Genomic DNA, 24326 nt, shown 5'->3' with positions numbered 1-24326 from the left:
AACTTTTAGAATCTAAAATTATAGAATCTAGAATGGGGTGGATGATGGGTCTCGAACCCACGACCCTCAGAGCCACAACCTGATGCTCTAACCAACTGAGCTACACCCACCAAAAAATAAAAAACTTTTGCGATAATAACGCATTTAAAATGGTCGGGGCGAAAGGATTCGAACCTTCGACCCCTTGGTCCCAAACCAAGTACTCTAACCAGACTGAGCTACGCCCCGACACAAAAATTTAAAAAAGATTGAATTATAGCTTAAAAAAAAAATTATGTCAATAAAAACAAACCTAATCACCTACACGAGCGCGTTAAATCGCTTGTAGGTAGCAAGTTATTCGCCACGACACCGCAGATAAATTTCCGCACTTCATCGCTGCTGATTACGACATTTTTACGCTTTGGCTCATAGGTGGTGTAAAGGAAGCCCACAAACGCCCCGCTTGAGTTAAAAAGCGGCATTCCATGCACGGCGCTGTGCTGCTGAATCTTAGCAATACTAGAACTTCTATACGCTAAAGTATTATTTTCCGTAACATAAGGGAAAAGCACAGAATCATTTCGCCCCAAAATCGTCCCCTTTAAAGTGCCAAGCCGAATGGGCGTGAAATAATGCAGATTAATGCGCTGATGATAGAAGCTCTCAGGACGCGTGTTGCAATAAATATCGGTGTAATTTTCCGCCCTTAAAAGCGAGAGCTTGTTATCGGTCGCACGCAGCCGCAACATCGCAAAACACATCAAAGATGGCGAAGTATCATCCTGCATTTTCGCGGTCACACTCCGCAGATATGCGCCCTCTTCAGTCATCAAGTCCGCCGCAGCAAGCGTGTAGCCATCCTTAATCAAGATTCCATAGCCCTGCTTTTGCACGCCATTATCAAAAAGCGCGGTAAGCAGCACAATCGAGTAAAGGAAACTGCCCTTTTTACGAGAAAAATTCCCACTTGGCAGGAAAGCATTTTGCGCCTTTACACTCTCATTATCCGTGCTTTTATTTATATCGCTAAAGGTGCTTACATTACCCTGATTTGTAGGCTTTGTAGCGTTTGTGTTACCTTTTGAAACACCAGAATTTATACCACTATTTATTCCGCTAGAAATACCGCCTGTAACGCCTTTAGAATCTCCGCTAGATTCTATCTTAGCAGGATTACTAGGGATATTGCAATTCCCATACAAATCATTGCAGTCAAAGTCCGTTGTATCCGCACTTGCGACATTCAAAAGCGAGTAAAAAAATAGCATAAAAATAAGTAAAAATCTCATAAAATCAACCTATAAAATAAAACCAAAATTATATCATTTAATATTGAAAAAATGGCTTAATTTTGTTAGAATCTACATTTTTTTAAGCACAAATTAAGGGGCAAAAATGGAAGAATTAAAGACTTTTAGCTTACCAGAAAGCGAACTAGAAAAGCTAAAATACGCGGTAATCACGACAAATAAAGGCGTAATCAACATTGAGCTATACCCAAAAGATGCGCCACAAGCGGTAAGCAACTTTGCAAGTTTGGCACAAAGCGGATTTTATAACGGCTTAAATTTCCACCGCGTAATCGCAGGATTTATGGCACAAGGCGGCGACCCAAAGGGCGATGGCACGGGCGGTCCGGGATATAGAATCAAGTGCGAAGTAGAAAATAATCCGCACAAACATCTGCGTGGCACACTCTCAATGGCACACGCAGGACGCGATACAGGTGGCTCGCAGTTTTTTATTTGTTTCGCCCCACAGCCGCACTTAGATGGGCAGCACACGGCGTTTGGACGCATTCCTGTGTGGGATAGGAATAGTTTGAAAGTGCTAGATTCCATAAAACAGGGCGATAAGATTGAAAAGATTGAGATAAAAGAAGAGATTGAGAGAAGTTAAGATGCTTCAAGTGTGTTTGCAAACGACTTTTTAAATTCCGTATTTTTATTTTCAATTTCTTGTAACTTTAAAAGCTTAAAATAATTTCTTTAATTTATAATGTAGCACTATTATGATAATTTATATTACTATAGATTAAATTATTGACTTTATAACACTACTTAGATAACATTACAAAGTTACAAAATTTAATATATTTCAAAAGGTAAGATTATGTTATTATTAATTTTAAGGAATTTTTTTTATAGTTTTTGTATGATTATGATTTTTGCTGGTTGCGGTAGTTTTTCTAGCGTAGCAAATAATGTCTCAAAAGATTCTAAACAAGCCTTAGATTCTATCAAAACAAAGCCATTTTCTATCACAAAAAATGATAAAAATTCGCAAGAAATTAGCTATGAAAATTTCATAAATGAGATTGCAAAGTATGATATTGTCGTGATTGGCGAGCAGCATGATAGCCTAAATCAGCACATAGCTCAAGCCAAAATCATAGAATCTTTGCAACAAAAACGCCACATAAATGTCGTGTATGAAATGATTAGCACTGAGAAGCAAGGAGTGCTAAATGCTGCGAAAAAAAATAAAAACCTGCCTAAAAACAAGCTAAAAAATGCCATTGAGTGGGACAAAAAATGGGATTATGATATGTATAAATATCCGCTTGAGGCGACTTTTTATAGCGATGCTGGGCTTTTTGGTGGGAATTTATCACGCGATGAAATCAATATGTTTTTTGCCCAAAATATTGCGCCGATTAGTGGCAAGGTTTCAAACACACAAAGTGTTAAAGAGCGGCTAAAAGAGCTCATAGCAAAGGCTCATGATACCGATATAAACGACCCAAAAAATAGCGAAATGCTTGATATTTTAGTCGAGATTCAGCAGTATAAGGATAGACGAATGGCTGATGTGCTAGTGCATGTATCAGGTAGCGATTTTGCGGAGTATTTGCAAAATAATAAAGTTATAGAATCTAGTAGTTTAGATAAAAAAGATTCTAAAAATAATAATATAGAATCTAGTGAAGTTACACAAGATTCTATGCTTATGTCCAATCCTGAGAGTGTGCTTTTGGCTGGGCAATATCACGCTTTTAAGACTTTGGGTGTGCCACTACACATAATTGATTTTAATAAAAATAAAAAAGTTGTGGTTGTGATTTTAAGCACAAAGGGCGATAAAGTCGCGAAAAAAGAATATGACTATCTAATAAACTTTGATACAAAGTGAAAATATACAAAAATAAAATTTATTGTGATTAAAAAAATATGAAATTATATTTTGACCCCTACAAACACCCCTTTGTGCTAGGCATTTTCACGCGTGGATTTACCGCTACAGCGCGTCTCAGTGCCAAAGCAAACGCCTTGAAACTCGCCTCAATTATATGGTGCAGATTTTTCCCTCGTTTTAACACCAAATGCACGCTAAAACCAGCATTTATCACAAGTGCGCGGAAAAACTCCTCGACTAGCTCCACATCAAAATCGCCCACTTTCCCACTAAAACCCCCCGCCGCCGCACTCATATCTTGCAGCAAAAACGCCCGATTACTAATGTCAATATCGCACTCCACATTCGCCTCATCCATCACCACCGCGCCATTGCCAAATCGCTCGATGCCGCCCACAGGGAAAATCGCCCTATGCAGCCCCTGCCCAATCACAATGCCGCAATCCTCGACACTATGATGAAAATCCACAAACAAATCGCCCTTGCAACTTAGCTCCATATCAATTAGCGCGTGCTTTGAAAACGCCTCAAGCATGTGATTAAAAAAGCCAATGCCTGTGTCAATGCGACTTTTGCCCTCGCCATAAAGATTTAGTTTCAAGCTAATTTGCGTCTCTTTCGTATCGCGCTCTATCGTTATTTCTTCCATTTTTCACCTTTAATTTAAAATATAATCAAAATAAATTTAGGTATTTTTGACTAATTCTAGCAAGATTAACTAAATCTTTGTTTTGATAAATACCATTTTGTTATTTAAATTTAAAAAAATACTCTTAAATATAATTAAAACAATAAATATTTAAAAAAGTGATATTGCTTAGAATTAATTTAATTTTTTATTTAAATTTATTATATTTTGTATAATGATTTTTGTGCCGTTTGGTTGGGAGTTTTCTATTAGATTCTGTGAGATAGATTCTATATTTAGGCTTAAGATTTGGGATAGAATCTGTTGGACGTCTTGAGTATTTAGGGCATCTTGTGGGATTAAAAGGGCTAGATTTTTATCACTCAAAATCTTGGCGTTAAAAAACTGATGATTTTTCGCGGCGAATGGATAGGGGATAAAAAGCGTGGGCAAGCCATTACTAGCAAGCTCAAAAAGGCTAGAAGCACCCGCGCGAGAAATGGCAAAATCCGCCATATTCATAACTTGCGGCATAATATCGCAAAAATCAAAAAGACAAATATCGTAATTTTGTAAGTTTTTAGAATCTAAAGTTATAGATTCTGTAGTTTCTTTAGAATCTTCTTGCGAATTTTGCAAGTTAGATTCTATATTTTTAGAATCTTGGCTCTTAGATTCTATACTTTCATTTAAAAAGTTAGTATTTTTAGAACTTTCAATATTAGAATCTTTAGAATCTAAGTTAGGATTTTTAGAACTTTTTTGCGTTTTTATAGAATCTAAATTGCAAACTTTAAACCCCAAAGATTTGTAAGATTGCAAAACCTTTTCATATTCTAATTTTCCACTTTGATGCAAGATTTTAATATTTTTTTCACGCAAAAGTGGCGCAAGTTTTAGGGCAAAATCATTGATAGCACGCGCCCCTTGCGAGCCACCTAGAAATAAAATCGTGTGAATTTTGCTACGCACACGAGCGCTTTTAAAAAAAACTTCACTTACAGGATAGGGCGTAAAAGTAGCGTTAGGAAATGGAAAACTGCTAAAAAAACGCAGTGCAAAGGGCTTTAGCAGCTTATTAAGCGAGCCCATACAGGCGTTTTGCTCGTGGATAAAAAAAGGCGTTTTTGTGAAAATCGCAGCAAAAGAAGCCGCCGCCGCACTAAAGCCACCCACGCTAATACAGGCGTTTATTTTTTTTTCTTTCATAATTTGAGCCGCCTTTTTTGCTTCGCTTAGATTGTGAAAAAGCGACTTAAATTTACCTAAAAAAGCTTGATTGACAACGGGCGTAGATTCCAAAAAAACGCATTCATTAAAGGGCGTATTTTGCGTGGTTTTCTTAGAATCTAAACTCTTAGAATCTTGCGTAAAATTCACATCAAACCACTGCCTATCCTGCCCCCTTGTGCTACCGATATAAAGCGTGTAAATGCCCGCTTTAGCACACTCTAAGCCTAACGCCCTAGCAATAGCCAAATGCCCGCCCGTGCCACCACCTGTGATAACCAAACGCATAAAAGTCCTTTGAAAATTTTGCATTATTATAATGAGAATGTATAGATTCTAAACATTGCGTAAATATTTTTATAAATTTTATGTGCACTAAAATATGCACGAAATACCCACGTATAAATAGTTTTAAGTCTTTAAAAGCAAAAATTTGCAATATACAAAATCCTAAAAAAATGATAAAATACATAGTTTTAAAAAGGGAAGATAATAAGAAAATATAGAATCTAGATTCTATAATCCATAACTTATAGCGTGAAAAGTAAGGACAATGCAATGAGTGAAAAAAAGATGACTATAACTATTGAAGGGCAAGAATACGCGGCAAATGATGGCGATACGATTTTAGATGTGGCAAGACGAAATGGCGTGCAAATTCCTACGATTTGCTATCTTAGCGGTTGTAGCCCGACTTTAGCGTGTAAAATGTGTATGGTTGAGGTTAATGGCAAGCGCGCATATAGTTGCAACGCTAAGGTTAAGGATAAAATGGATGTTATAGTCCATAATGACGCGCTAGATAGCGATAGAAACGATATAATGACTACATATTGTGTCAATCATCCGCTAGAGTGTGGCGTGTGTGATAAAAGTGGCGAGTGCGAGCTGCAGGACTTTACGCTTTATACTGCGGTAGATACGCAAAAGTGGGGGCTAAAAGAAGCAGAGAAAAAGAGCTATTCTTTTGCGCAAAGCTTTTATGACCCAGCGTTGTGTATAATGTGTGAGCGTTGCGCTACCACTTGTAAGGATAATATCGGTGAGAATAATTTGAAAGCCGGAAAAGCCACGCTTTATTCGCCGGATAACTATAAAGATTCTATGTCTAAAGACCCATTTTCAGTATGGCAAAAGCGGCAAAAGGGCTTAATTGAATTTATCGGTAAATATGAGTGCAAAGACTGCGGTGAGTGCATTTCAGCGTGTCCTGTGGGCGCGATGACTTATAAGGATTTTACATATACTAGCAATGCTTGGGAGCTTGAAAAGATTTATAGCACTTGCACGCATTGTGCTGGTGGGTGTGAGCTAATTTACAATGTGAAACATTTGGATGTAAAGGGCGATTTGCGTAAGGTGTATCGCGTGCAAAATGACTATCTTTACAATCCTATTTGCGGGGCTGGGCGATTTGCCTTTGATAATGTAAGCGTTGGAACGCGTAATCTCTCTTCGGTTATTGCAGCGTTTAAACGCGCAGATTCTATACTTTTGGGCGGTAGTGTGAGTAATGAGGAGGCGTTTATTACGCAGTTAATTGCAAAGCATTTAGGGATACCGATTTATAATACGGAGGCGAAATTTTATCAAGTGTTTCAACACGCATTTTTAAGGGGTAGTGCGTGGTTTGGGTTAGAGTCTTTAGAATCTTCTTTGGAATCTTCGTTAGAATCTGGTAGCGTGGCTTCGGCAGATTCTAAAGATTCTGTAGATTCTAGCGGTGCGGCAGATTCTAAGTTTTTAGGTGAAATAAACTCGCCCTTTGCAACTTTTAACGATGTGAAAACAGGGCAAAATATTATCGCGCTAAATGCGTATTTTAAATACGATTCACCATCCATTCGCTATAAAGTTAATAATAATTTAAAAATGCAAAAAGGCACGAATTTGCTAACTTTTGGAATCTTTAAGGACTCGCTATTGCAAGGCTTAGGCAAAAGTGTAACGCAAATCGTTGGTAATCCGCAAAATATAAGCGTAATGGGAATCTTAGGGCTAATTTTTGCAAATGATTTAATCGATGAGTTTGAATCTAGCTTCCCAGGTTGTTTAGATATGATGTTAAAGCCGCATAATAGCGACATTCAGGGCTTTGTGATAAAAGAAGATTCTAAAGATTTTATAGAATCTAAGTCGCAAGATTCTAATATGGAATCTAATGCTGAAACCACGCAAGATTCTAACGTAGAATCTAAGCCAGAATCTAAACCAGATTCTAAAGAAAATGCCGAGCCAGTCGATAACCTAAGCCCTTATAATATAGAATCTATGTTGCAAAATCTAAATATTGACAAGTTAGATTCTATAAAACTTGCCAAAAAGGGCGGCGTTTTGCTAATTTCATTTAACACAATCCATGAGTTTATCAATAGCGATTTACTCCAAAATATCAGCATTGCAAATCCTAAATTGAAGCAAGATTCAAGCGATAACGCCCTAAATATCGCAAATGCGATAAGTAGCACGATTGCTGAGTCTCTTACAAATGAGCTAAATAATGAGATTATGGATTATGAGGCGCGCATTCAAATACTTGCATATTTACTAGCTTTTCTATGTCAAAAGTTAGAATTAAAGCTACTTTACATTCCAAAAGAGAGCAATATTTTAGGCATTGCAAATATTTGTGATTTGCAAAATCCTTATTTGATTGCGTCTCATTTAAGCGTTGGTGTGCGTTCTTTGGCTGGTGATTTTAGATTAGATTCTAATGTGCGAACGATTAAGCCGCATTTTGCACTGCCTACCCCAGCCCAGCTTGAAGGGACAACTACAAATATGGAACATCGCGTTTTAAAGCTAAATCCAAATATTCCTTTTTTAGATTCGAACTTAGAATCTGCCTTTGATTTAAGCGATATAGCGCGTGAATTAGGCGTTTTTGAGACTAACGATTCGCTTGATAACACTGATTTTCTAGGCGATTTTAGCGAATTAATTAGCGAATTTGTAAGTAAAGATTTTAAATTTAAACCTTTGCATTTTTTAGATTTAAACGAAAAATTTACACGCGGTGGCGAAGATATTCGTGGGTATAATATGGTTATAAATAATGAAATTTTTTCGAATTTAAATTCGCTAGATTTGAAGTTTAATATTAACTTAGATTCTAAAAATGCTAATAATATAGAATCTAAATTTGAATTTTTAGCCTTAAAGCTAGATAATCAAAATCAATTTAATATGCTAACTAAAGCTAGTAATAACTTGCAAAGCAAGGTTGGAATCTACGCAAATAAGGCACTTTTAGAGCGGCTAGATTGCAAGGATGGCGATATTATTATGCTAGAAAATCAAAAGGGCAGCGTAGAGTCGCCTATTTTTCTTGACAATGATTTAGATAGCGATATTTTCTTAGTTTCACCGCTAATTGATAATGAAAGCATATTTTTTAGTGAAATTTGCGTGCGTGTAAATGCACTCAAAGTCGCACAAAACTCATTAGAGAGTGAAAAAATAGGGTAAAATTATGTGGAAATTGCTAGAGAATATAGGCTTAGGGCTTTTTGTCAATGCGACTTATTCGCTATTAATGAATTTTGAAATAAATAAATCGGTAATTGCGACTTTACTGCTTAGTATAGGCATTATGTCAATAGCAATATTTTTTGAAAGGAGAACAAAATGAATTTGACAGCGTGGGACATTACAGCCATTATTTCAGGCGTGATTTTTACTTGTATGTTTGTGAAGTTTATCGTTACTATAAGGGAAGATTCTAAGAAAAAATTAGAATCTAAAAAGGAAACAAAATGATAGAATCTAATCTTACAGCATGGTGGATTACCGTAGGGATAACGATAGCTTTAACGATATTTGCAGGAATAAATGTTTTAATCGCAATAAAAAAAGATTCTAAAAAGGAAACAAAATGACAGAATCTAATAGAGTTAAATATGTGAAATGGAATCTAGATTCTAGTATTTTGCGTGTAGTTTGCAAAAACCTTTTTCCCTGCGACGTGAGACTAACCTCATCGGTTGTCGCAACTAGCAGGGAAAAAGTTTTTGTAAAATCCAAACGGAAGACGAATCTTATGCAAGGGAGATATTGATGGACGCATTTATTATTGAAACGATTATAAAAGTGCTAGTAGTCGTGCTAGTTTTTTCTTTTTTAGGTGGTTTTGCCACTTACATCGAGCGAAAAGTGCTAGGCTATTTCCAACGCCGCTTAGGTCCTAGCTATGTTGGTCCTTTTGGGCTTTTGCAGTTTGGCGCGGACGCTATAAAGCTTTTTACAAAAGAAGATATGCTGCCAAAGGGCGCAAATAAGCTAATTTTTGCCCTAGCGCCTGTGGTCGCTTTGGTTAGTGCGATGACATCAATGGTTGCCATTCCTTTTTTGCCCGAGTTTGAAATTGCCGGCTACAAGGTCACGCCCATTATTAGCGACATAAATGTAGGCATTTTATTTTTTATTTCCGTTGGCGCGGTTGGAATCTATGCTCCACTTTTAGCCGGGCTATCTAGCAATAGCAAGTATAGCCTAATCGGCGGCAGCCGCGCATGTATCCAAGTGCTAAGCTTTGAAGTCGTAAGCGGCTTATCAATCCTAGCGCCCATAATGCTCGTTGGCTCACTCTCACTAATCGCGATGAATGATTATCAAAGTGGCAGCATTTTAAATTGGCTTGTGTTTAAACAGCCCTTAGCTTTCGTGCTTTTCCTAATCGCAGGATATGCCGAGCTAAACCGCACGCCCTTTGATTTGCTAGAGCACGAAGCCGAAATCGTAGCCGGCTACTGCACCGAGTATAGCGGACTAAAATGGGGTATGTTTTTTATCGCGGAATACGCGCACATGTTTGCCTTTAGCTTTGTGGTTAGCCTTATCTTTTTGGGCGGCTTTAATCCTATATCATTTTTTGGGCTTTTTGAGATTGCTGGCGGACTTGCTATCATTTTGAAAGTGTGCTTTTTTATTTTCTTATTTATGTGGGTAAGGGCGACCTTGCCGCACATTCGCCCAGACCAGCTAATGAATATGTGCTGGAAAAATTTAATGCCACTTGCTTTGCTAAATGTATTGATAACAGGCATAGTATTATTATAAATTTTGTAACTTTAAAGGAGAAAAAATGGAAAATGTGAAAGAAAATTCTAAAAACGTAGAATCCGCAAGTCATGTTGAGCCGCAAGGCGAAACATCTAATATAGAATCTAAAACCCAAGATTCTAACATTCAAACCGCAAGTCATGTTGAGCGTAGCGAAACATCTACTGCCGAAAATAAAACAGATTCTATAGAATCTAAAACTCAAGATTCTAACGTGGAATCTAACATAGATTCTATAGAATCTAAAACCATAGAATCCGTCCCACAAATAAAAAAACAAAAGCCCGACTACGTATTTTATTCAATGGAAAAGCCCCCGCAATCTGCCTTTGAAAACTTTAAACAAAGCATAAAATTTAGCTTAGGAATGGACTTAGTCAAAGGCATGGGCTTAACAATCAAGGAATTTTTTAGCAAACCAGTCACGATAAATTACCCATTTGAAGCCCAGCCACTTAGCCCAAGGTATCGCGCCGTGCATAATTTGCAGCGTTTGCTAGATTCAGGAAATGAGCGATGTATCGGCTGTGGCTTGTGTGAGAAAATCTGCACTAGCAATTGCATTAGAATCTTAACGCACGAAGGAAGCGATGGACGCAAGAAAATTGATAGCTATACTATCAACTTAGGGCGTTGCATTTATTGTGGCTTGTGTGCGGAAGTATGCCCTGAACTTGCCATTGTTATGGGACCACGCTTTGAAAATGCAAGCGAGCAAAGGGCGCATTTTGGCTTGAAAGAAGACTTTTTAAAACCAAAAGAAGAGGCTATAAATCACACCCAGCAAGAGTTTCAAGGCTTTGGCAGCCCCCGCCCCAGTGCCGACTCCGCCATAAAACAAACCCCCCAAGACTATTAAACTTTATAAAACAATATATTACAATCTATTCACTTATCCAAATACTTCTCATCGCAAAAGGAGTTTGCGTGGATGTTGTTAAAGGCGTTTTTGAGTGATTTGAATAAAAGTGGGTTTTTGCCTTCCAAATCTTTTAATAACGCTTTGGTCTCTTCGCGTGCGCGTGGGCGTTTGTCTTCGGGCAGCCAGTTTATGGGGCAGTTGCAATCAGGGGCAATATAAATTCCATTACTTGCGATGTAGTCGATTATTTGCCTTTCACGCACAAAAATTAGTGGGCGAATGACTTGCAAACCATTTTCTGCACGATATTTTGGCGGCATGGAACGCAGCGAGCCATTATAAGTAAGATTCATAAAAAAGCTCTCGGCAGCATCGTCTAAATGATGTGCTAGTGCGACCTTGTTAAAGCCCTGCTGCAAAGCGATTTGATACAGCTCACCACGTCGCATACGCGAGCAAAATGAGCAATAAATACTGCCCTGCTTTTTGTGATTTTCCAAAATCTTAAAAATTTCCGTGCGATTAAGCGTATATGGAATGCGAAAAAAGTCGCAATACTCGAAAATATACTCATACTCGCCGCCACGACCATAATCAATCGTCATCGCGTGATACTCGAATTTAAATGGCGCATGTTGCTTAATGTGAGCCAAAATGCGCGCCAGCAGCATAGAATCTTTCCCACCGCTTAAGCCCAGCAAGATTCTATCGCCATTTTCTATTAGATTATATTTTGCGTTTGTGCGTCCCACGATGTTTAGAATCTTTTTGCTAACTTGCGGAGTTTTGTTTTTATTTATAAATGGATGATGCGAATTTTTGGGTGTAGATTCTAAAGTAGATTCTAAATTAGATTCCAAAACAGATTCTATCATTTATTTAACCTTAAATATAGAATCTAGCCGCCCAAGTATTGGCGGAGTTGGCGACCGATTCGTGGGTGTTTTAGCTTTTTTATCGCGCTAGATTCTATTTGACGCACTCGCTCTCTAGTTACATTTAATGCCTTGCCGATTTCTTCTAGCGTTCTATCACTTTCATCATCAAGTAAGCCAAAACGCATTTTGATTACCGCTTTTTCCCTTTCATTTAGCTGGTCTAGCACGCCATCTATTTGATGTCGCAAGTCCTCTTTAAGCATCGCATCCATAGAACTCATAGAATCTTTATCCTCCACAAAATCGCCAAACTTGCCATCATCATCATTGCCAATCGGCGCTTCAAGGCTTATAGGCTCTTTTGTGATTTTTATCACATTTTTGACCTTATCCACGCTCAAACCTACTTGCTTTGCAATAGATTCTACATCTAGCTCCTCGCCTTTTTCTTGCGCGTGTTTTCGCATTAAGTTTTTTATTTTATTGATTGTATCAATCATATGAATAGGGATTCTAATAGTCCTTGCCTGGTCAGCGATAGCCCGACTAATCGCCTGTTTTATCCACCAAGTCGCATAGGTAGAAAACTTATAATCCTTGCGATACTCAAACTTATCGACCGCTTTCATAAGCCCGATATTGCCCTCTTGTATCAAGTCCAAAAATGGCAGCCCGCGATTTGTATAACGTTTTGCAATGCTAACCACAAGCCGCAAGTTACTTCGGCTCATCTTAGTTTTTGCCTCATCGCTTATTGTTTTTCCACGTTTTATTTGCTCTAAAATTTCTTTTAGCTTTTCAGGCTCGATATTAAAGCCTTTTTTACTTGCTTCACGCGTTTTAAATAGCCTTTGAATCTCCACATAGGTGCTAACCATCGTATTTTCAGGCACTTCAGCAATTATCTCTTCGCGGGTCATTTTTGTGATACGTTTTAGCATATCTTTATGATTTTGCATTAGCGTATCATTGAAAAGATTCAAGCGATATTCAAGCCGCTTCAATTCACGCTCAAAGCTATCTTTGCCCTTTAGATTCAGTGTGTTTTCCATAGCTTTTGTTAGCTCGTTTATCAACTTGCTCGTTGGTCCTAAGAAAAGCAGACGTTGCTTTAAAATATTTTTTTTATGAGCTAGCATTAACGTGTGTAGTAGCTCTTCGTTTTCATCGCGTTTCACGCCCTTTTTTTCATCCTCTAAGTCTTTTTCAATCATCCTTAGCCAGTCTTCTTTTGCGTCATACAGGGCTTGAAAGCTCTCTAGCACTTTTTCAATTCGCACTTCATCAGCTTTTGTATTTTTCTTTGACTTAGGTTTAGAATCTTCGCTATCAGTATCCTCTTCAAACTCAACCTCAATATCAATTTCATCCACACTTTCATCATCATCCTTATCACCCTCAAAGCTTTTAAAAAGCTCTTTTACACGGCGTTCGCGATTAATCAAAGCATCCTTATAATCATAAATAAAATCAATCAAATATGGCACAGAGCAAATCGCATCGATAATAATGTCTTCACCACGTTCCATATCCTTGCTAATGATTACCTCATCCTCTTTATTAAGCAATGGAATCTGCCCCATCTCACGCAAATACATTCGCACAGGACTATCACTCCTGCTCCATTCTAGCAACTCTTTTTCACGTTGAAAGTCAAAATCTTCGCTCAAATACTCCTCAATATTTTTTTGCTTTTCAATTTCGGCTTCTTTTTTATCCTTTTCATTAAGATTTTTCGCCATTTCACTAGAACTTATAAGCCGCTTTTTTTGGCTTTTGCAAAGGCTTTTTATCTTATTTACCATTGCCATTGTAGGCTCTTCATCAATTGCTTGGGCTAGAATCTCATAGCTTATGCACTCATCTTTAGTGGTTTTAAAAAGATATTCAATGCGCTCCATAGCATTCTTTGGCTCTTTTAGAATCTCTTTTTTTGCTACTTCTTTTTTGGTGACTTCTTTTTTAGTCGCGCTCTTAGAATCTTTTGTGCTTTGAGAAGTTTTAGATTCTGTAACTTTTTGTGGCTTTTTATTCGTTGGACCTTTTACTGAATATTTTGGCTTTGTGCTTTTAGGACGCGCTTTTGTCGTCTCTTTAGCCTTAGTGGTTTTAGAATCTTTAGTTTTAGATTCTATAACTTTTGTGCTAGTTTTCTTAGCATTTTTAGATTCTATACTTTTAGAATCTTTAGCATTCTTAGAATCTGCCCCCTTAGATTCAGCAAATAAGTTTTTTTCTTTAGAATCTTTCACATTTGTTTTTTTAGTCGCCATAGCTTTCCCCTTAACATTAAAATCGTTTAATATATCGTAAAAAATACAATTTTTATTTAATTACAAATTAGATTCTATAAATTTCTTGCTAAAATTGACATTTTTAATCTTTTAAGGACAAAAAATGGAAGAAAAAGGCAGCCACTGGATAACCATATCTGATATGATGTCTGGGATTATGATGATTTTTATGCTGATTGCGATTGCCTTTATGGTGACATTAGAGCAGGATAAAAAGCAGCTAGAAGTCGCAAATGACAAAATGCGCGAACTTGCTCAAAACTATCAAAACCTGCAGCAAGAGCTTTATAAGGATTTGATGAAAGAATTTGGCGGGGATTTGAATGCGTGGAATGCCTTTATTGACGAAGATACAACGATTAGATTCCAAAAGCAAGATATTTTATTTGATGTGGGTCAAAAAAAAGTTAAGGAGCGATTTGCGCGTATTTTAGATGATTTTTTCCCGCGATTTATAAAGATTCTAAATGGGGAAAAATACCGCGATTTTATCGAGGAAATACGCATTGAAGGGCATACATCAAAGGACTGGGAAGGCTCGCAGTCACTTGAACGTCGTTACTTAGGAAACGCCGAACTTAGCCAAGAGAGAGCCTTTGAAGTGCTAAAATACTGCTTTTCACTGCCAAGTATCGCGGATAAAAGAGAGTGGCTAATCACTTTGTTACGCGCAAATGGCGTAAGTTTTGCCAAACCCTTAGCCACAGATGAGCTATCACGTAGAGTGGAATTTCAAGCGACATTCAAGGCAAACGAACAGATTCTAAAAATCTTACAAGCCAGCGAGTGAGAGAAATCACGATATTTAAAATAGAATTTATGTGTTTTTAAATTTGTAACTTTAAAATCTAGAATTACGAAATGAAAATATTTTTATAATCTCCATTTTCCCTGCAATGTCGGCTTTTTTAGGCTAGATTCTAAGCGGCTTAGATATTCAATCTTGCTAATTTCTTTTACGCCAAGGCTTTGCAAATGCGGATTTTGCACTTGCGCGTCTATAAAATCAAAGTTGTGTGCTTTGCAAAATTCCACCAAATAAAAAAAAGCAACCTTGCTAGCATCGCTAACTTTCGCAAACATCGACTCACCCATAAACACGCCCCCAAGGCTAACACCATAAAGCCCGCCAACTAGCTCACCGCCTTGATAAATCTCAAAACTATGTCCCAACCCTAGCTTATGCAGCCGCGTATAAGATTCTATAAAATAATCGCTAATCCACGTGCTATTCTCATTTTTACGCTTAATTTCCTTGCAATTTTGCATTACAAGGGCAAAATTAGTATCAATTTTTAGGGAAAAGTTTTTATTTTTTATACTTTTTTTAAGCGACTTTGTAAGGCGAAAATCATTTAGCTCTAAAATCGCACGCGGGTTAGGACTATACCACACAATCGGGCTATCCTGCCAGGGAAATATACCATTACTATACGCCAAAAGTAGCCGCTCCACACTCAAATCACCACCAAGTGCAAGAGGTCTAAAGCCATCAACGTTAAAAGGGGAAGGAAAATACAAACTTTCATCTAGCAATCGTATCATTACATAAAGTTATCAAATTTAATTAAGTGTTTCAAATTGCGAAGTGTGCAAATACGCACCCTTTGCCGTGCCTATATCATTTGGAGTCCATAAAATTAGCACTTTTACCGCTATTTAGATTGCTAAAAAACGCACTTAGCCTATCAGCAAATTTTTCGCCCTTCGCACTCGCCAAAGCCTTGTCTAGCCCTAGAATCTGGCTTAAATACTCATTTATATAAGTGCTATCAATGCGTAAAATGCGCACTTTGCTAAAGCTATCAGGTGGGATAGAATCCACAATCTTGCCATTTGGAGCATCCCTAAGATTTACCGCGTCTTTTGCGATTAGTCTCACAGGTTGCAGGGCTAGATTTTGCGCGTTGTAATAGCCTAGATTCTCACGATTTTCACTTAACTTTTTAATAAATTTTATACTCGCCACACGCAGCAAAATCTCGTCACCACCGCAGTCGCTACCCCCAGTATAAAGCCCCCACGCACTAAAATCCGCTCCGCTATCACTTAAAGGCGTGATTTCCACCTCAAAACTCGCACTTCCAGCAAAGCCATCAAGCAGCCATTTTGGCACATTTTTCCGCACAATTTCGGCATTTTTAGCCGAAAGGGCAATCTGCGTTTGGCTAATTGCAGCATTAGAATCTGCCCTAAAATCCGCCCTTGAGCCCTTAAAATCGCACTCATTTTCCCCATCAATCTTATAATTATTGCTAAGTGTCAGCACACCCTTTAGCGTGAAATGCTTTAAAATCGCATAATTACAGCTTTTCTCGCCATCGCCTAGCACACACATATAGTGCCAAGTTTCGCTACCGCCATTTTTTGTAGTCTTTAGCCAAAGTGGCTTAAAATTGCCCTTATCACGCACTTTTGCACTTAAAAAATCTATAAATTCTTGCTCATTTTCACGCATTTTTTGCTGTTTTTCAGCCTGACTTTTCCCACTCATATCATTGTCATAAAAGCCAACTTGCCCCGCATTTAAAACGCCAAAAGTTATAAAAAATGTAACTTGCAAGGCAAGAAAGATTCTAAAAAAACGATTTATTTTTGCTAAAAAATTCACCATAAGATTACCTAAAAATTATAAAATTTGAAACTTTGTAATTATAGTAAAAAATTGTTAAGATTCTAAGGATTTTTATGCGACTTGATAAATTTCTTGTTTTGCGTTTTGATTTTTCGCGTCAAAAGGCTAGTGAGCTTATAAAAAATGGCTGTGTTTTGGTGGATAATCGCCCTATTTTTAAGCCTTCTTTTGAGACAGATTCTACATTTAATATTGAGATTAAAAAAGATATGTTTATAGATTCTAAGATTTACTGCTCTCGCGCGGCTTTTAAGCTATCTAAGTTTTTGCAAAATAATGAATTAAATGGGCAGATTTTCCTAGATTCTAAGGCTAACTTTATAGAATCTAAACTTAGTGAATCTATAATAAAATATATAAAAAATTCTATAATTAATAATATAAAAAATAATATAGTTATAGATGTGGGCGCTAGCAGTGGCGGCTTTACTCAAGTGCTTTTAAGCAAGGGCGCAAACCTTGTGATAGCCCAAGATGTCGGGGATAATCAGCTAGATTCTACGCTTAGGGAAAATCATAAGGTGATAAGTGTGGAAAATATGGATATTAGGGATTTTGTGGCTACTTTTTTAAAAGGTAAAATGACGGATGTAACATTTGTTACTTCCTTGCAAAAGTGCCTAAATTACGAGCTTTCAGGCGATATTAAAAAAATATTAGAATCTAAAAAAGAATTTGCATTTTTGAGCTGTGATATTAGCTTTATATCACTAAGAAAAGTTATAGATTCTCTAACTTTTTTAAGCAAAAACTTATTGTTACTTTTTAAGCCACAATTTGAAGTAGGAATTGAAGCAAAACGCAATAAAAAAGGCGTCCTCAAAGATTCTAAAATCATAAAAGAATCCCTAAATTCTTTTTTAGATTTACTAAAACAAAAGGGCGCAAACTCCCTATTTATCGAAGAATCGCTACTCAAAGGCAAGGAAGGAAACAAGGAATTTTTTATTTACGCAAGATTCTAATATGGGTAATAAAAAGGATAATGAAAGATGAAAATATTAAAGTTATATAATTTGTAACTCAGCAACCAATTCATCATAAATTACCCTAAAAGTAGCGGTAAAAATATTTTTTAGCTCGTTGTAAAAGGATTGATTTTTAAGATTTTTAGGGGCAAAAATTGATGAAATCAGCAAGGAGTGGCATAAATGCAAAGTGCTGCCCTCTAGCAAAATAATGCCTTTGCGGTTTTTTTCTATGCTAATTAGCGAGTGCAAAATAGATTCTATATTATCGATTTTATCATAAATTTCTTTTAGATTTATACTTTTAGATTCTATAACTTTTTGCTCTTTTAAATTATTATTTTTAGAATCTAGAATTTCTTCAACTTTCAAAATATAATCTTTTATAATCTGCATAATTTCGCCCTTTTTCACATCCAAAGTAGCCTTTTTAAAATTGCTTTTTATCATAGCAATCCCAGCATTTTTATCAATATTTTTTAGGCTAAAATCGCTCTCATTTAAGCTTAAAGTATGCTTAAATTTCGCGCCAAAACCAAGATTTATCACATGATTTGTCTTATAAAAAGCAATCGCAAACTCCACATTTTTCGCACTCAAATAAAACAAATCATTGCTAAAAACCTCCAAATTTTTATTACCCGCAACCTTAAAGCAATCACGCGGAATCTTGTCACTTTCATCGCCATAATAGCTATGTTTCGCGTGCTTGCTAAAGCCCTTAATATAGCCGCAATCAAGCCCGCACAATATCACATCACTACCCAAAATCGCACTTAGTGCCACACCTGCATTTCCTACAAATGGTGCGGAAAATTCTAGGGTAAAATGAGACTTTTTTTGTCCTATTTTTGTGTTTTCGCTCTCTTTAGAATCTTTTAAAATTTTAGAATCTTCGTATTTTTTAGAATCTAAATTTGCAACTGATTCTATAGAATCTATTTTATTTTGAGTGTCACTCTTAGAATCTAGCATAGAATTTTGTTTCATTTTTTCACACTTTAAATTATCATCTGTTACTTTACTTAACACTTTTTTATCTTCGCTAATATTTTTAGTCTCAAGATACGCACTCGCACTCCCACCACGCATAAACGCAAAAGATTCCACACTCAAATTTACCGCATCACAATTTGTCATCTGCCCGAAAATAAGGGGAATATCGTCCAAATTCTCCTGCCTCAAAACATCTCCAAGATAGCTAATTCGCTCAATTTCAATTTGAAAATCTGGCTTAATTCCGTGATGTCTCAGCACTTTCAAAGCAGTCCCGCAGCTAAAAATTATCATTTTATCCGCATTTTTTTTAATAAAATCAAGGTTTAAATCAAGGCTAGGACCATTGCCAACCACGCAAATAGGGGCATTACACCGCTTGATATTAGAATCTAAAAGATGGCAATTTTTTAGATTCACCAAAGCATTTTTAAAGCCTATCATTTCATCCTCAAAACTCCCCCAACCACGCAAAATAGCCGCTCGCTCCTTAGCGATAAATTCTTGCAAAAGTGTTACATTTTTACTCTCATATTGCTTAAGTGAAATTGAAGTGAGTGAAAAAGTAACACGTATTTTGCGAATAAGACTTGAAATAATATCAGTATTTACTTGAGAAATCATAATTAATGTGCTATTTTTGACAAAATCACTGCCACAACGCGAAAAAAGTAGCGAAAAATCAAGGAAATAAAGCGAGATTCTAAACAAATCAATATCATCCTCATAAATAATTAGCGAGTGAAAATGATAGCCTTGCTCTAATAAATCCTGCAAAAAAATCCCACCCAAAAGCCCATAAATGCAAGTAAGCGGCAAAAATTTAGAATCAGCGTAACTTTCTGTAATATTATTGATATACTCTTGTTTCAAATCGTAACATTTTTGGTTACTAGATTCTATGTTAGATTTCGTGTTAGAATCTAAATTTATAGAATCTTTCATACTAACTTTTTGCTTTAAAAAATTAGGAATATTAGAATTATCAACTTTTATAGAATCTTTAATACCATATTCCATAATATTTTTAGAATCTAATTGCAAATTTTCTAATTTATTAAAATCTATACTACTAGATTCTATAACTTTTTTAATACAATTTTTATACATATCGTTACAATATTTAGCAGTAATTTTTAGCTTAGATTCATCAGTAAAATTATGGCTTAAATCAGCATTGCAGCTTAAGTGCATTTTCCACTTAGCATTTTTGCTAGGCGTTTTTGCCAAGTCCTTATGAGCGGCTAACATAGCGTATTGTTTTTTTTTATTTTCGCTATTTTTATTAGAATTTACGCCTTTAGATTCTATAAAATGTGTAGAATCTTCACACTCAATAAGCGGATAAAACAAAGTATTATTTTGCAAATTTATAATGTTAAATCCATGCACGTCAATATGCAGATTATATCGCAGTGCAGGGCTTTGGAGCGCCCTAAAAAGCTTCTCATTATTAACCCTAAAAAACTCCATATTTTTATAAAAATTAATCTGTAATTGCTCATTTGTGTATTTCATTTTTTTTCTTTAAGATTTTACAATGCCTACTCAAACTCATTATACGCATCGCAGGCATCCGAGTTGCCCAAATCACAGGATTTGCTATATAGCTCTTTTGCCTTTTTTAGATTCAAAGTCGCGCCAACGCCCGTGCGGTAGTATCCAGCGAGTTTATAGCACGCCAAAGCATTCTTAAAATCGCACGAACGCGTCAAAAGGCTAAAGCCCTGCTTGGCATTTTTCTTAATCCCTTTGCCGCTTTCATACAGATTCCACGCCTCAAAACACGCGGTCGCATTATTGCCATTACAAGCGATTTGCCGCGCATTTAGGGCTTTTTGGCGTTGATTATGTGCTAGGTAAATATTCGCATACGCGCGACACACCTCAGTGCTATTTAGATTGCAATGAGTCGAGTTTTTATCCGCAAGGCTCAAAGCCTCGCTACACGCAGCCTTATCGCCACTCTTGCACTTTGCTAGTAGGTTTTTAAAACGCTCATCAAGGCTAAATGCCGTCATCTTGCTCTTGCTTAGCTCAAGCTGCTCGTTTAGTTCAGGCACATCATCATGCACGCCTGTAATCTCATCCACACGCAACTCATCCAAAGTATCCCAAGTCTTTTTAGCGCTTTGCGTAGTCGTATTTGAAATTGTAGAATCAGGACCTATGCGTATCACCTCGACATCCGCGGCAAAAAGAGTGGCAAATCCAAATATCAAAAACACAAATAAATTTTTCAAAACACACCTCGAAAACTTAGAATCTTTTAAAATCTTGGAATTATATCACATTTGATATATTTCTTTAATCAAAAAATAACATATATTTTTATTGTGTTTGACTAACAAATATGATTTAAAGATTGTTTTACCCACTTAGCAATTTTTGCAAAAACTTACAGACTAAAAATAGCAAAAATTTATTGCATATTTGGTTGTCAAGCGAAAATTTATAAATAAAACGGAAGTCCTAAAAGTGGATTGTTTGCGTTTTCAGTGCCTTGAAATCTTATTTTATAATTAAGACTTATGATTCAATAAATTTGGTGGATTTTAGATTCTATAGAATCTTATTTATACTCGCGTAGGAAATCAAGGAGGATTTGCGTGGTGATGCCACAAGATTCTATCCACACGCGCTCTTTTGTGCTGTGCGGGGAGTGAATGCTAGGTCCTATGCTTAAAGCCGTGATATTTTGGCAGTTCATTTTAGCAAATTGTGAAAGCAAAATGCCACATTCAAGTCCAGCGTGAAGCTCCACAATTTTGGGGCTCAAACCGACATCACGCACATATTTTTGCATATTTTTATAAAGCAGTTTTAGGGCGAGATTTTGCGAGTTTTTATCATTAAAATTCGCGGAATCTTTGGTATTTTGCGAATTAGATTTACTAGATATTTCGCTTCGCTCAATATGACTATTTTGCCCATTTTTGTCCGCAAAATCACCCACCTCGCCATAAAATTTCTCATAGCTAAAAGCCGCGTCCTTTTCCCACGGCGCGTAGTATTCGCCCACTTGCGTTTTAACATCTAGCAAAAGTTTGCAGTTGCAAAGTGCGTGTTTCAGGGCTTCTAAGTTAGAATCTAAAAGCGTCCTAGTGTTCGCACGTCCCATAAATGCGAGATTTAGCACGCCATCATCAAAGCAAATCTGTGATAGATTTAACGAGCTTTGCACCACGCCCTCGCTTGATTCTAACACGCCGATTTTAATGCTAGAAATAAAGTCAAAAAGCGTGCCAAAGCCCACAGCGCAAGGCTTTTTGTGCATAAAAGTCTCATTTAGCGGCTTAATATCACGCCCACTCACACTCTCATTTTTGCTAATCTCAAAAAACTCGCTGTGTGCGGCATTTATGAGCGTATCAAGGCTATTTTCACTCGCAAAAATGATTTTGCAATTTGCAGGAATCGAGTTGCGTTTTTCGCCACCTTGAATGTGAATTATTTTAATTTCGTAGTTACTATATTCAGTAATTTTTGCTAAAAAAGTTAGTGATTTTATAATTGCATTTTGAAAATTCGGCGACTTATTATTTATATCAATGCCGCTATGCCCACCCACAAAATTTTTCGCCTTTAGCGTGTAATAATGGCAGCCATGCGGCAGATTTTGCGCGTGAAATCGCCCGCTAAAAGTGAAATCAAAGCCGCCCGCACACCCGATTGTAATCTCGCCCAAACGCTCGCTATCAAGGTTAATCAAAAGTCGCGAATGTATCGGCAGGCTAAGGTTTTTCGCACCTATCATTCCTATTTCTTCATCGTTTGTGAAAAGAAATTCGGCGTCAATTTTTTGCTGCATAAAATAGAGCATAATCGCCATTCCTATGCCATTATCCGCCCCAAGGCTAGAATCTTGCGCCTTAAGCCAAGTTTGCTTTATAATATTAGAATCTTTAGAACTTTTTTTGGTATTAGATTCTATATTTTGTAGTTTTTCTGTATATTTAGTTTTAGATTCTGTAAGTTTAGAATCTTTAAAATTAGATTCTATAATTTCAGTAAATTTAATTAATTTCGGTGACATTCCTTTTGCAATTTCACCCACGCACACCATATCATAATGACTTTGAAAACAAACCTTAGGAATATTAGAATTTTTAGAATCTAAACTTTTAGATTCTATAACTTTAGAATCTTTTTTAGAACTTTTAGATTCTATATTTTGGAATTTTTCTATATCTTTAGTTTTAGATTCTATATTTTTAGAATCTTGCATGTTAGATTCTATAACTTTTTCATTGTTAAAATTAGAATCTTTAGAATCTAGCAAATTTTTAGATTCCATATTTCCTAACTTTTTATCATTTAAACTAGCCAAAATATTATTCGCATTATCGAGTTTTACATGATAACCACAAGATTTCGCAAACTCGATTAAATACTCTTTCATAGCCGCCGTATCGCCACTCCCATGCGGTATCGAGCAAAGCTTATAAAAAATCTCCAAAATGCAATCACTAAGCCTTTTCACATCAAAATCTTTAGAATCCATAAACCATCCTTACAAAATCTTTGCAAAATCACAAAAACAATATATGATTATACTATGTATTCTTACTTTTTCCACCACTTTTACATTTTGCGTTCTATAAAAAAATTTGTGGATAAAAGTGATTTAAGCAACAAGATTCTAAAAAAATTTTTTAATATGATAAATTAAAATTTGGATTGTTTAAATCACTAATTTTATGTTTTTAGGCTTTTAGCTTTTTAAACTTTTCTGGCGCTCCAAGTGCGGGTTGTGTATTTTATGTCAAATTCGCTAGGAAGCACTTTTGCCATTTCATTTGTGATTGTATCAAAGAGTTTTACGCCCTCACTTGTGGCTAGGTCCCAGTAGGGATTTTTCACGCTTTTCCACGCCTTGATATAATTTTCAATATTCTGGTGAAAATAAAAATCTTCCTCGCTATATACGATACAATCAAACAAGTTTTTATTTTTTTCCAAAATCTCGCGTTGGTCCTCCCTACGAACGCCACGAGTATAATTTGGCACGAATTTAAAAATGCACTCTTCAGCCAAGTTTTGCAATTTATCATTCAAATCGCGATGATTCCAAAGGCAGCTAAAATATCCGCCCTTTTTAAGCAGCCTGTGCGTCTCACGCAACGCCTCATTTCTATCCATCACGCCAAAGCTTGAGCCAAATGTCACCCATTCAAATTCCTCGCTTCCTAAGGTAGAATCTAGCCCCGTAGCACGCACCCATTCAATCTTTTGCCCTTTTGTGCGCTCAATCCCTATTTCACGCATCGCATCATTTGGCTCGACAGCCACGACATCTAGCCCACGCTCTAGTAGCATAATGCTAAGATTTCCACTGCCTGCGCCTATGTCAGCGACCTTTAAAGATTCTATATTTTGTTTAGAATCTCGGCTCAAACTCCCTTTTACAAGGGCGGTTAGCATATCAATCGTCCCATTTGCGTAATTTGGACGATACTCATAAAACTTCGCGTGTTTTGTGTAGTCCCATTTTTGCTCGACTAAGTTTTTCATTGTTTATCCTTTTTAGTTATCAAAAAGGCAAACAAACTGAAAAGTAATTTGTTTATATTATGAGAATCTAGATTCTATAAAACAAATCAAAATGTGCGGATTCTAAAAACTATAAAGATTCTAAAAGTTACAAATTTCATAAC

At 36.5% G+C, this 24326-nt stretch carries 21 protein-coding genes, 2 tRNA genes and 2 pseudogenes; 11 read left to right on the top strand and 14 right to left on the bottom strand.

Annotation, left to right across the window (positions count from 1 at the left end; all coding sequences use genetic code 11):
• Nucleotides 1-33 precede the first annotated feature (33 nt).
• The 3 genes from LS64_RS04395 to LS64_RS04385 all read right to left on the bottom strand — a co-directional run bounded on the left by LS64_RS04395 (nt 34) and on the right by LS64_RS04385 (nt 1271).
• Nucleotides 34-110 (bottom strand) — tRNA-His (locus LS64_RS04395).
• A gap of 40 nt (nt 111-150) precedes the next feature.
• Nucleotides 151-228: transfer RNA gene (locus tag LS64_RS04390), tRNA-Pro, on the bottom strand.
• Nucleotides 229-296: 68 nt separating this feature from the next.
• On the bottom strand, nt 297-1271 hold the full coding sequence (locus LS64_RS04385; RefSeq protein WP_034571878.1) for a hypothetical protein: 975 nt from the start codon (nt 1269-1271) through the stop codon (nt 297-299).
• Between the two features lie 106 nt (nt 1272-1377).
• Here LS64_RS04385 and LS64_RS04380 point away from each other — a divergent pair, with 106 nt between their 5' ends.
• Both LS64_RS04380 and LS64_RS04375 read left to right on the top strand, forming a co-directional pair.
• Nucleotides 1378-1881 carry a peptidylprolyl isomerase gene (locus LS64_RS04380; RefSeq protein WP_034571881.1) on the top strand — a complete coding sequence of 168 codons (504 nt, stop codon included), beginning with the start codon at nt 1378-1380 and terminating at the stop codon, nt 1879-1881.
• A gap of 213 nt (nt 1882-2094) precedes the next feature.
• Complete coding sequence (locus tag LS64_RS04375) at nt 2095-3114, top strand: ChaN family lipoprotein (RefSeq protein ID WP_034571885.1); 1020 nt, start codon at nt 2095-2097, stop codon at nt 3112-3114.
• A 58-nt stretch (nt 3115-3172) separates the two neighbouring features.
• On the opposite strand, the gene hisB is transcribed toward LS64_RS04375, so the two are convergent.
• Together hisB and LS64_RS13130 are read right to left on the bottom strand one after the other, a co-directional pair.
• Nucleotides 3173-3766, bottom strand: a complete 594-nt coding sequence (gene hisB / locus LS64_RS04370) for an imidazoleglycerol-phosphate dehydratase HisB (protein ID WP_034571887.1) — start codon at nt 3764-3766, stop codon at nt 3173-3175.
• A gap of 174 nt (nt 3767-3940) precedes the next feature.
• Complete coding sequence (locus LS64_RS13130; RefSeq protein ID WP_034571888.1) at nt 3941-5263, bottom strand: glycosyltransferase; 1323 nt, start codon at nt 5261-5263, stop codon at nt 3941-3943.
• A gap of 270 nt (nt 5264-5533) precedes the next feature.
• Here LS64_RS13130 and LS64_RS13125 point away from each other — a divergent pair, with 270 nt between their 5' ends.
• The 7 genes and pseudogenes from LS64_RS13125 to nuoI all read left to right on the top strand — a co-directional run.
• Nucleotides 5534-8443, top strand: a complete 2910-nt coding sequence (locus tag LS64_RS13125) for a 2Fe-2S iron-sulfur cluster-binding protein (protein WP_052062482.1) — start codon at nt 5534-5536, stop codon at nt 8441-8443.
• Nucleotides 8444-8447: 4 nt separating this feature from the next.
• Entirely contained in the window at nt 8448-8606 is a 159-nt protein-coding gene (locus LS64_RS12745) for a hypothetical protein (protein WP_193554421.1), read from the top strand.
• Nucleotides 8603-8734, top strand: coding sequence for a hypothetical protein (locus LS64_RS13570; protein WP_272916600.1), 132 nt, complete (start codon nt 8603-8605; stop codon nt 8732-8734). The genes LS64_RS12745 and LS64_RS13570 overlap by 4 nt, the downstream gene beginning before the upstream one ends.
• A complete protein-coding gene (locus LS64_RS13565; protein WP_272916601.1) occupies nt 8731-8853 on the top strand; it encodes a hypothetical protein in 123 nt (40 codons plus the stop codon). The genes LS64_RS13570 and LS64_RS13565 overlap by 4 nt, the downstream gene beginning before the upstream one ends.
• Complete coding sequence (locus LS64_RS04355; protein ID WP_034571890.1) at nt 8850-9032, top strand: hypothetical protein; 183 nt, start codon at nt 8850-8852, stop codon at nt 9030-9032. Before LS64_RS13565 ends, LS64_RS04355 begins: the two co-directional genes overlap by 4 nt.
• Complete coding sequence (gene nuoH / locus LS64_RS04350) at nt 9032-10033, top strand: NADH-quinone oxidoreductase subunit NuoH (RefSeq protein ID WP_034571892.1); 1002 nt, start codon at nt 9032-9034, stop codon at nt 10031-10033. Before LS64_RS04355 ends, nuoH begins: the two co-directional genes overlap by 1 nt.
• A 271-nt stretch (nt 10034-10304) precedes the next feature.
• Nucleotides 10305-10892 (top strand): annotated as a pseudogene (nuoI, locus tag LS64_RS04345) (NADH-quinone oxidoreductase subunit NuoI); the annotation flags it as partial.
• Nucleotides 10893-10924: 32 nt separating this feature from the next.
• On the opposite strand, the gene LS64_RS04340 reads toward nuoI, so the two are convergent.
• Together LS64_RS04340 and rpoD are read right to left on the bottom strand one after the other, a co-directional pair.
• Entirely contained in the window at nt 10925-11773 is an 849-nt protein-coding gene (locus LS64_RS04340; protein WP_081948321.1) for a tRNA 2-thiocytidine biosynthesis TtcA family protein, read from the bottom strand.
• Between the two features lie 23 nt (nt 11774-11796).
• Nucleotides 11797-14049, bottom strand: a complete 2253-nt coding sequence (gene rpoD / locus LS64_RS04335; protein WP_202391517.1) for an RNA polymerase sigma factor RpoD — start codon at nt 14047-14049, stop codon at nt 11797-11799.
• Nucleotides 14050-14173: 124 nt separating this feature from the next.
• Here rpoD and LS64_RS04330 point away from each other — a divergent pair, with 124 nt between their 5' ends.
• The gene (locus LS64_RS04330; protein WP_034571894.1) at nt 14174-14860 is read left to right on the top strand and encodes an OmpA family protein; all 687 of its coding nucleotides are present in this window, start codon (nt 14174-14176) and stop codon (nt 14858-14860) included.
• An 83-nt stretch (nt 14861-14943) separates the two neighbouring features.
• On the opposite strand, the gene aat is transcribed toward LS64_RS04330, so the two are convergent.
• Both aat and LS64_RS04320 read right to left on the bottom strand, forming a co-directional pair.
• Nucleotides 14944-15615: a leucyl/phenylalanyl-tRNA--protein transferase gene (gene aat / locus LS64_RS04325; RefSeq protein ID WP_034571896.1), complete on the bottom strand. Its 672-nt coding sequence runs from the start codon at nt 15613-15615 to the stop codon at nt 14944-14946.
• 76 nt (nt 15616-15691) lie between these two features.
• Nucleotides 15692-16684 (bottom strand): hypothetical protein, encoded by a 993-nt coding sequence (locus LS64_RS04320; protein ID WP_034571898.1) that lies wholly within the window; start codon nt 16682-16684, stop codon nt 15692-15694.
• Between the two features lie 74 nt (nt 16685-16758).
• On the opposite strand from LS64_RS04320, the gene LS64_RS04315 reads away from it, so the two are divergent.
• On the top strand, nt 16759-17670 hold the full coding sequence (locus LS64_RS04315) for an SAM-dependent methyltransferase (protein WP_034571900.1): 912 nt from the start codon (nt 16759-16761) through the stop codon (nt 17668-17670).
• A 42-nt stretch (nt 17671-17712) separates the two neighbouring features.
• Here LS64_RS04315 and LS64_RS04310 read toward each other — a convergent pair whose 3' ends face one another.
• The 5 genes and pseudogenes from LS64_RS04310 to LS64_RS04295 form a co-directional block, all read right to left on the bottom strand.
• Nucleotides 17713-20187: a 6-hydroxymethylpterin diphosphokinase MptE-like protein gene (locus LS64_RS04310; RefSeq protein ID WP_052062483.1), complete on the bottom strand. Its 2475-nt coding sequence runs from the start codon at nt 20185-20187 to the stop codon at nt 17713-17715.
• Nucleotides 20188-20213: 26 nt separating this feature from the next.
• Complete coding sequence (locus LS64_RS04305; protein WP_052062484.1) at nt 20214-20912, bottom strand: tetratricopeptide repeat protein; 699 nt, start codon at nt 20910-20912, stop codon at nt 20214-20216.
• Between the two features lie 329 nt (nt 20913-21241).
• The gene (locus LS64_RS13930) at nt 21242-22426 is read right to left on the bottom strand and encodes a peptidase dimerization domain-containing protein (RefSeq protein WP_419880001.1); all 1185 of its coding nucleotides are present in this window, start codon (nt 22424-22426) and stop codon (nt 21242-21244) included.
• A 234-nt stretch (nt 22427-22660) separates the two neighbouring features.
• Nucleotides 22661-22765, bottom strand: a pseudogene (locus LS64_RS13925) (hypothetical protein); the annotation flags it as partial.
• Nucleotides 22766-23391: 626 nt separating this feature from the next.
• Complete coding sequence (locus LS64_RS04295; RefSeq protein ID WP_034571902.1) at nt 23392-24183, bottom strand: class I SAM-dependent methyltransferase; 792 nt, start codon at nt 24181-24183, stop codon at nt 23392-23394.
• Nucleotides 24184-24326: the final 143 nt, after the last annotated feature.

This window comes from Helicobacter saguini (assembly GCF_000762875.2).
GTDB lineage: Bacteria > Campylobacterota > Campylobacteria > Campylobacterales > Helicobacteraceae > Helicobacter_A > Helicobacter_A saguini.
This window is presented reverse-complemented; position numbering and strand designations above follow the sequence as displayed.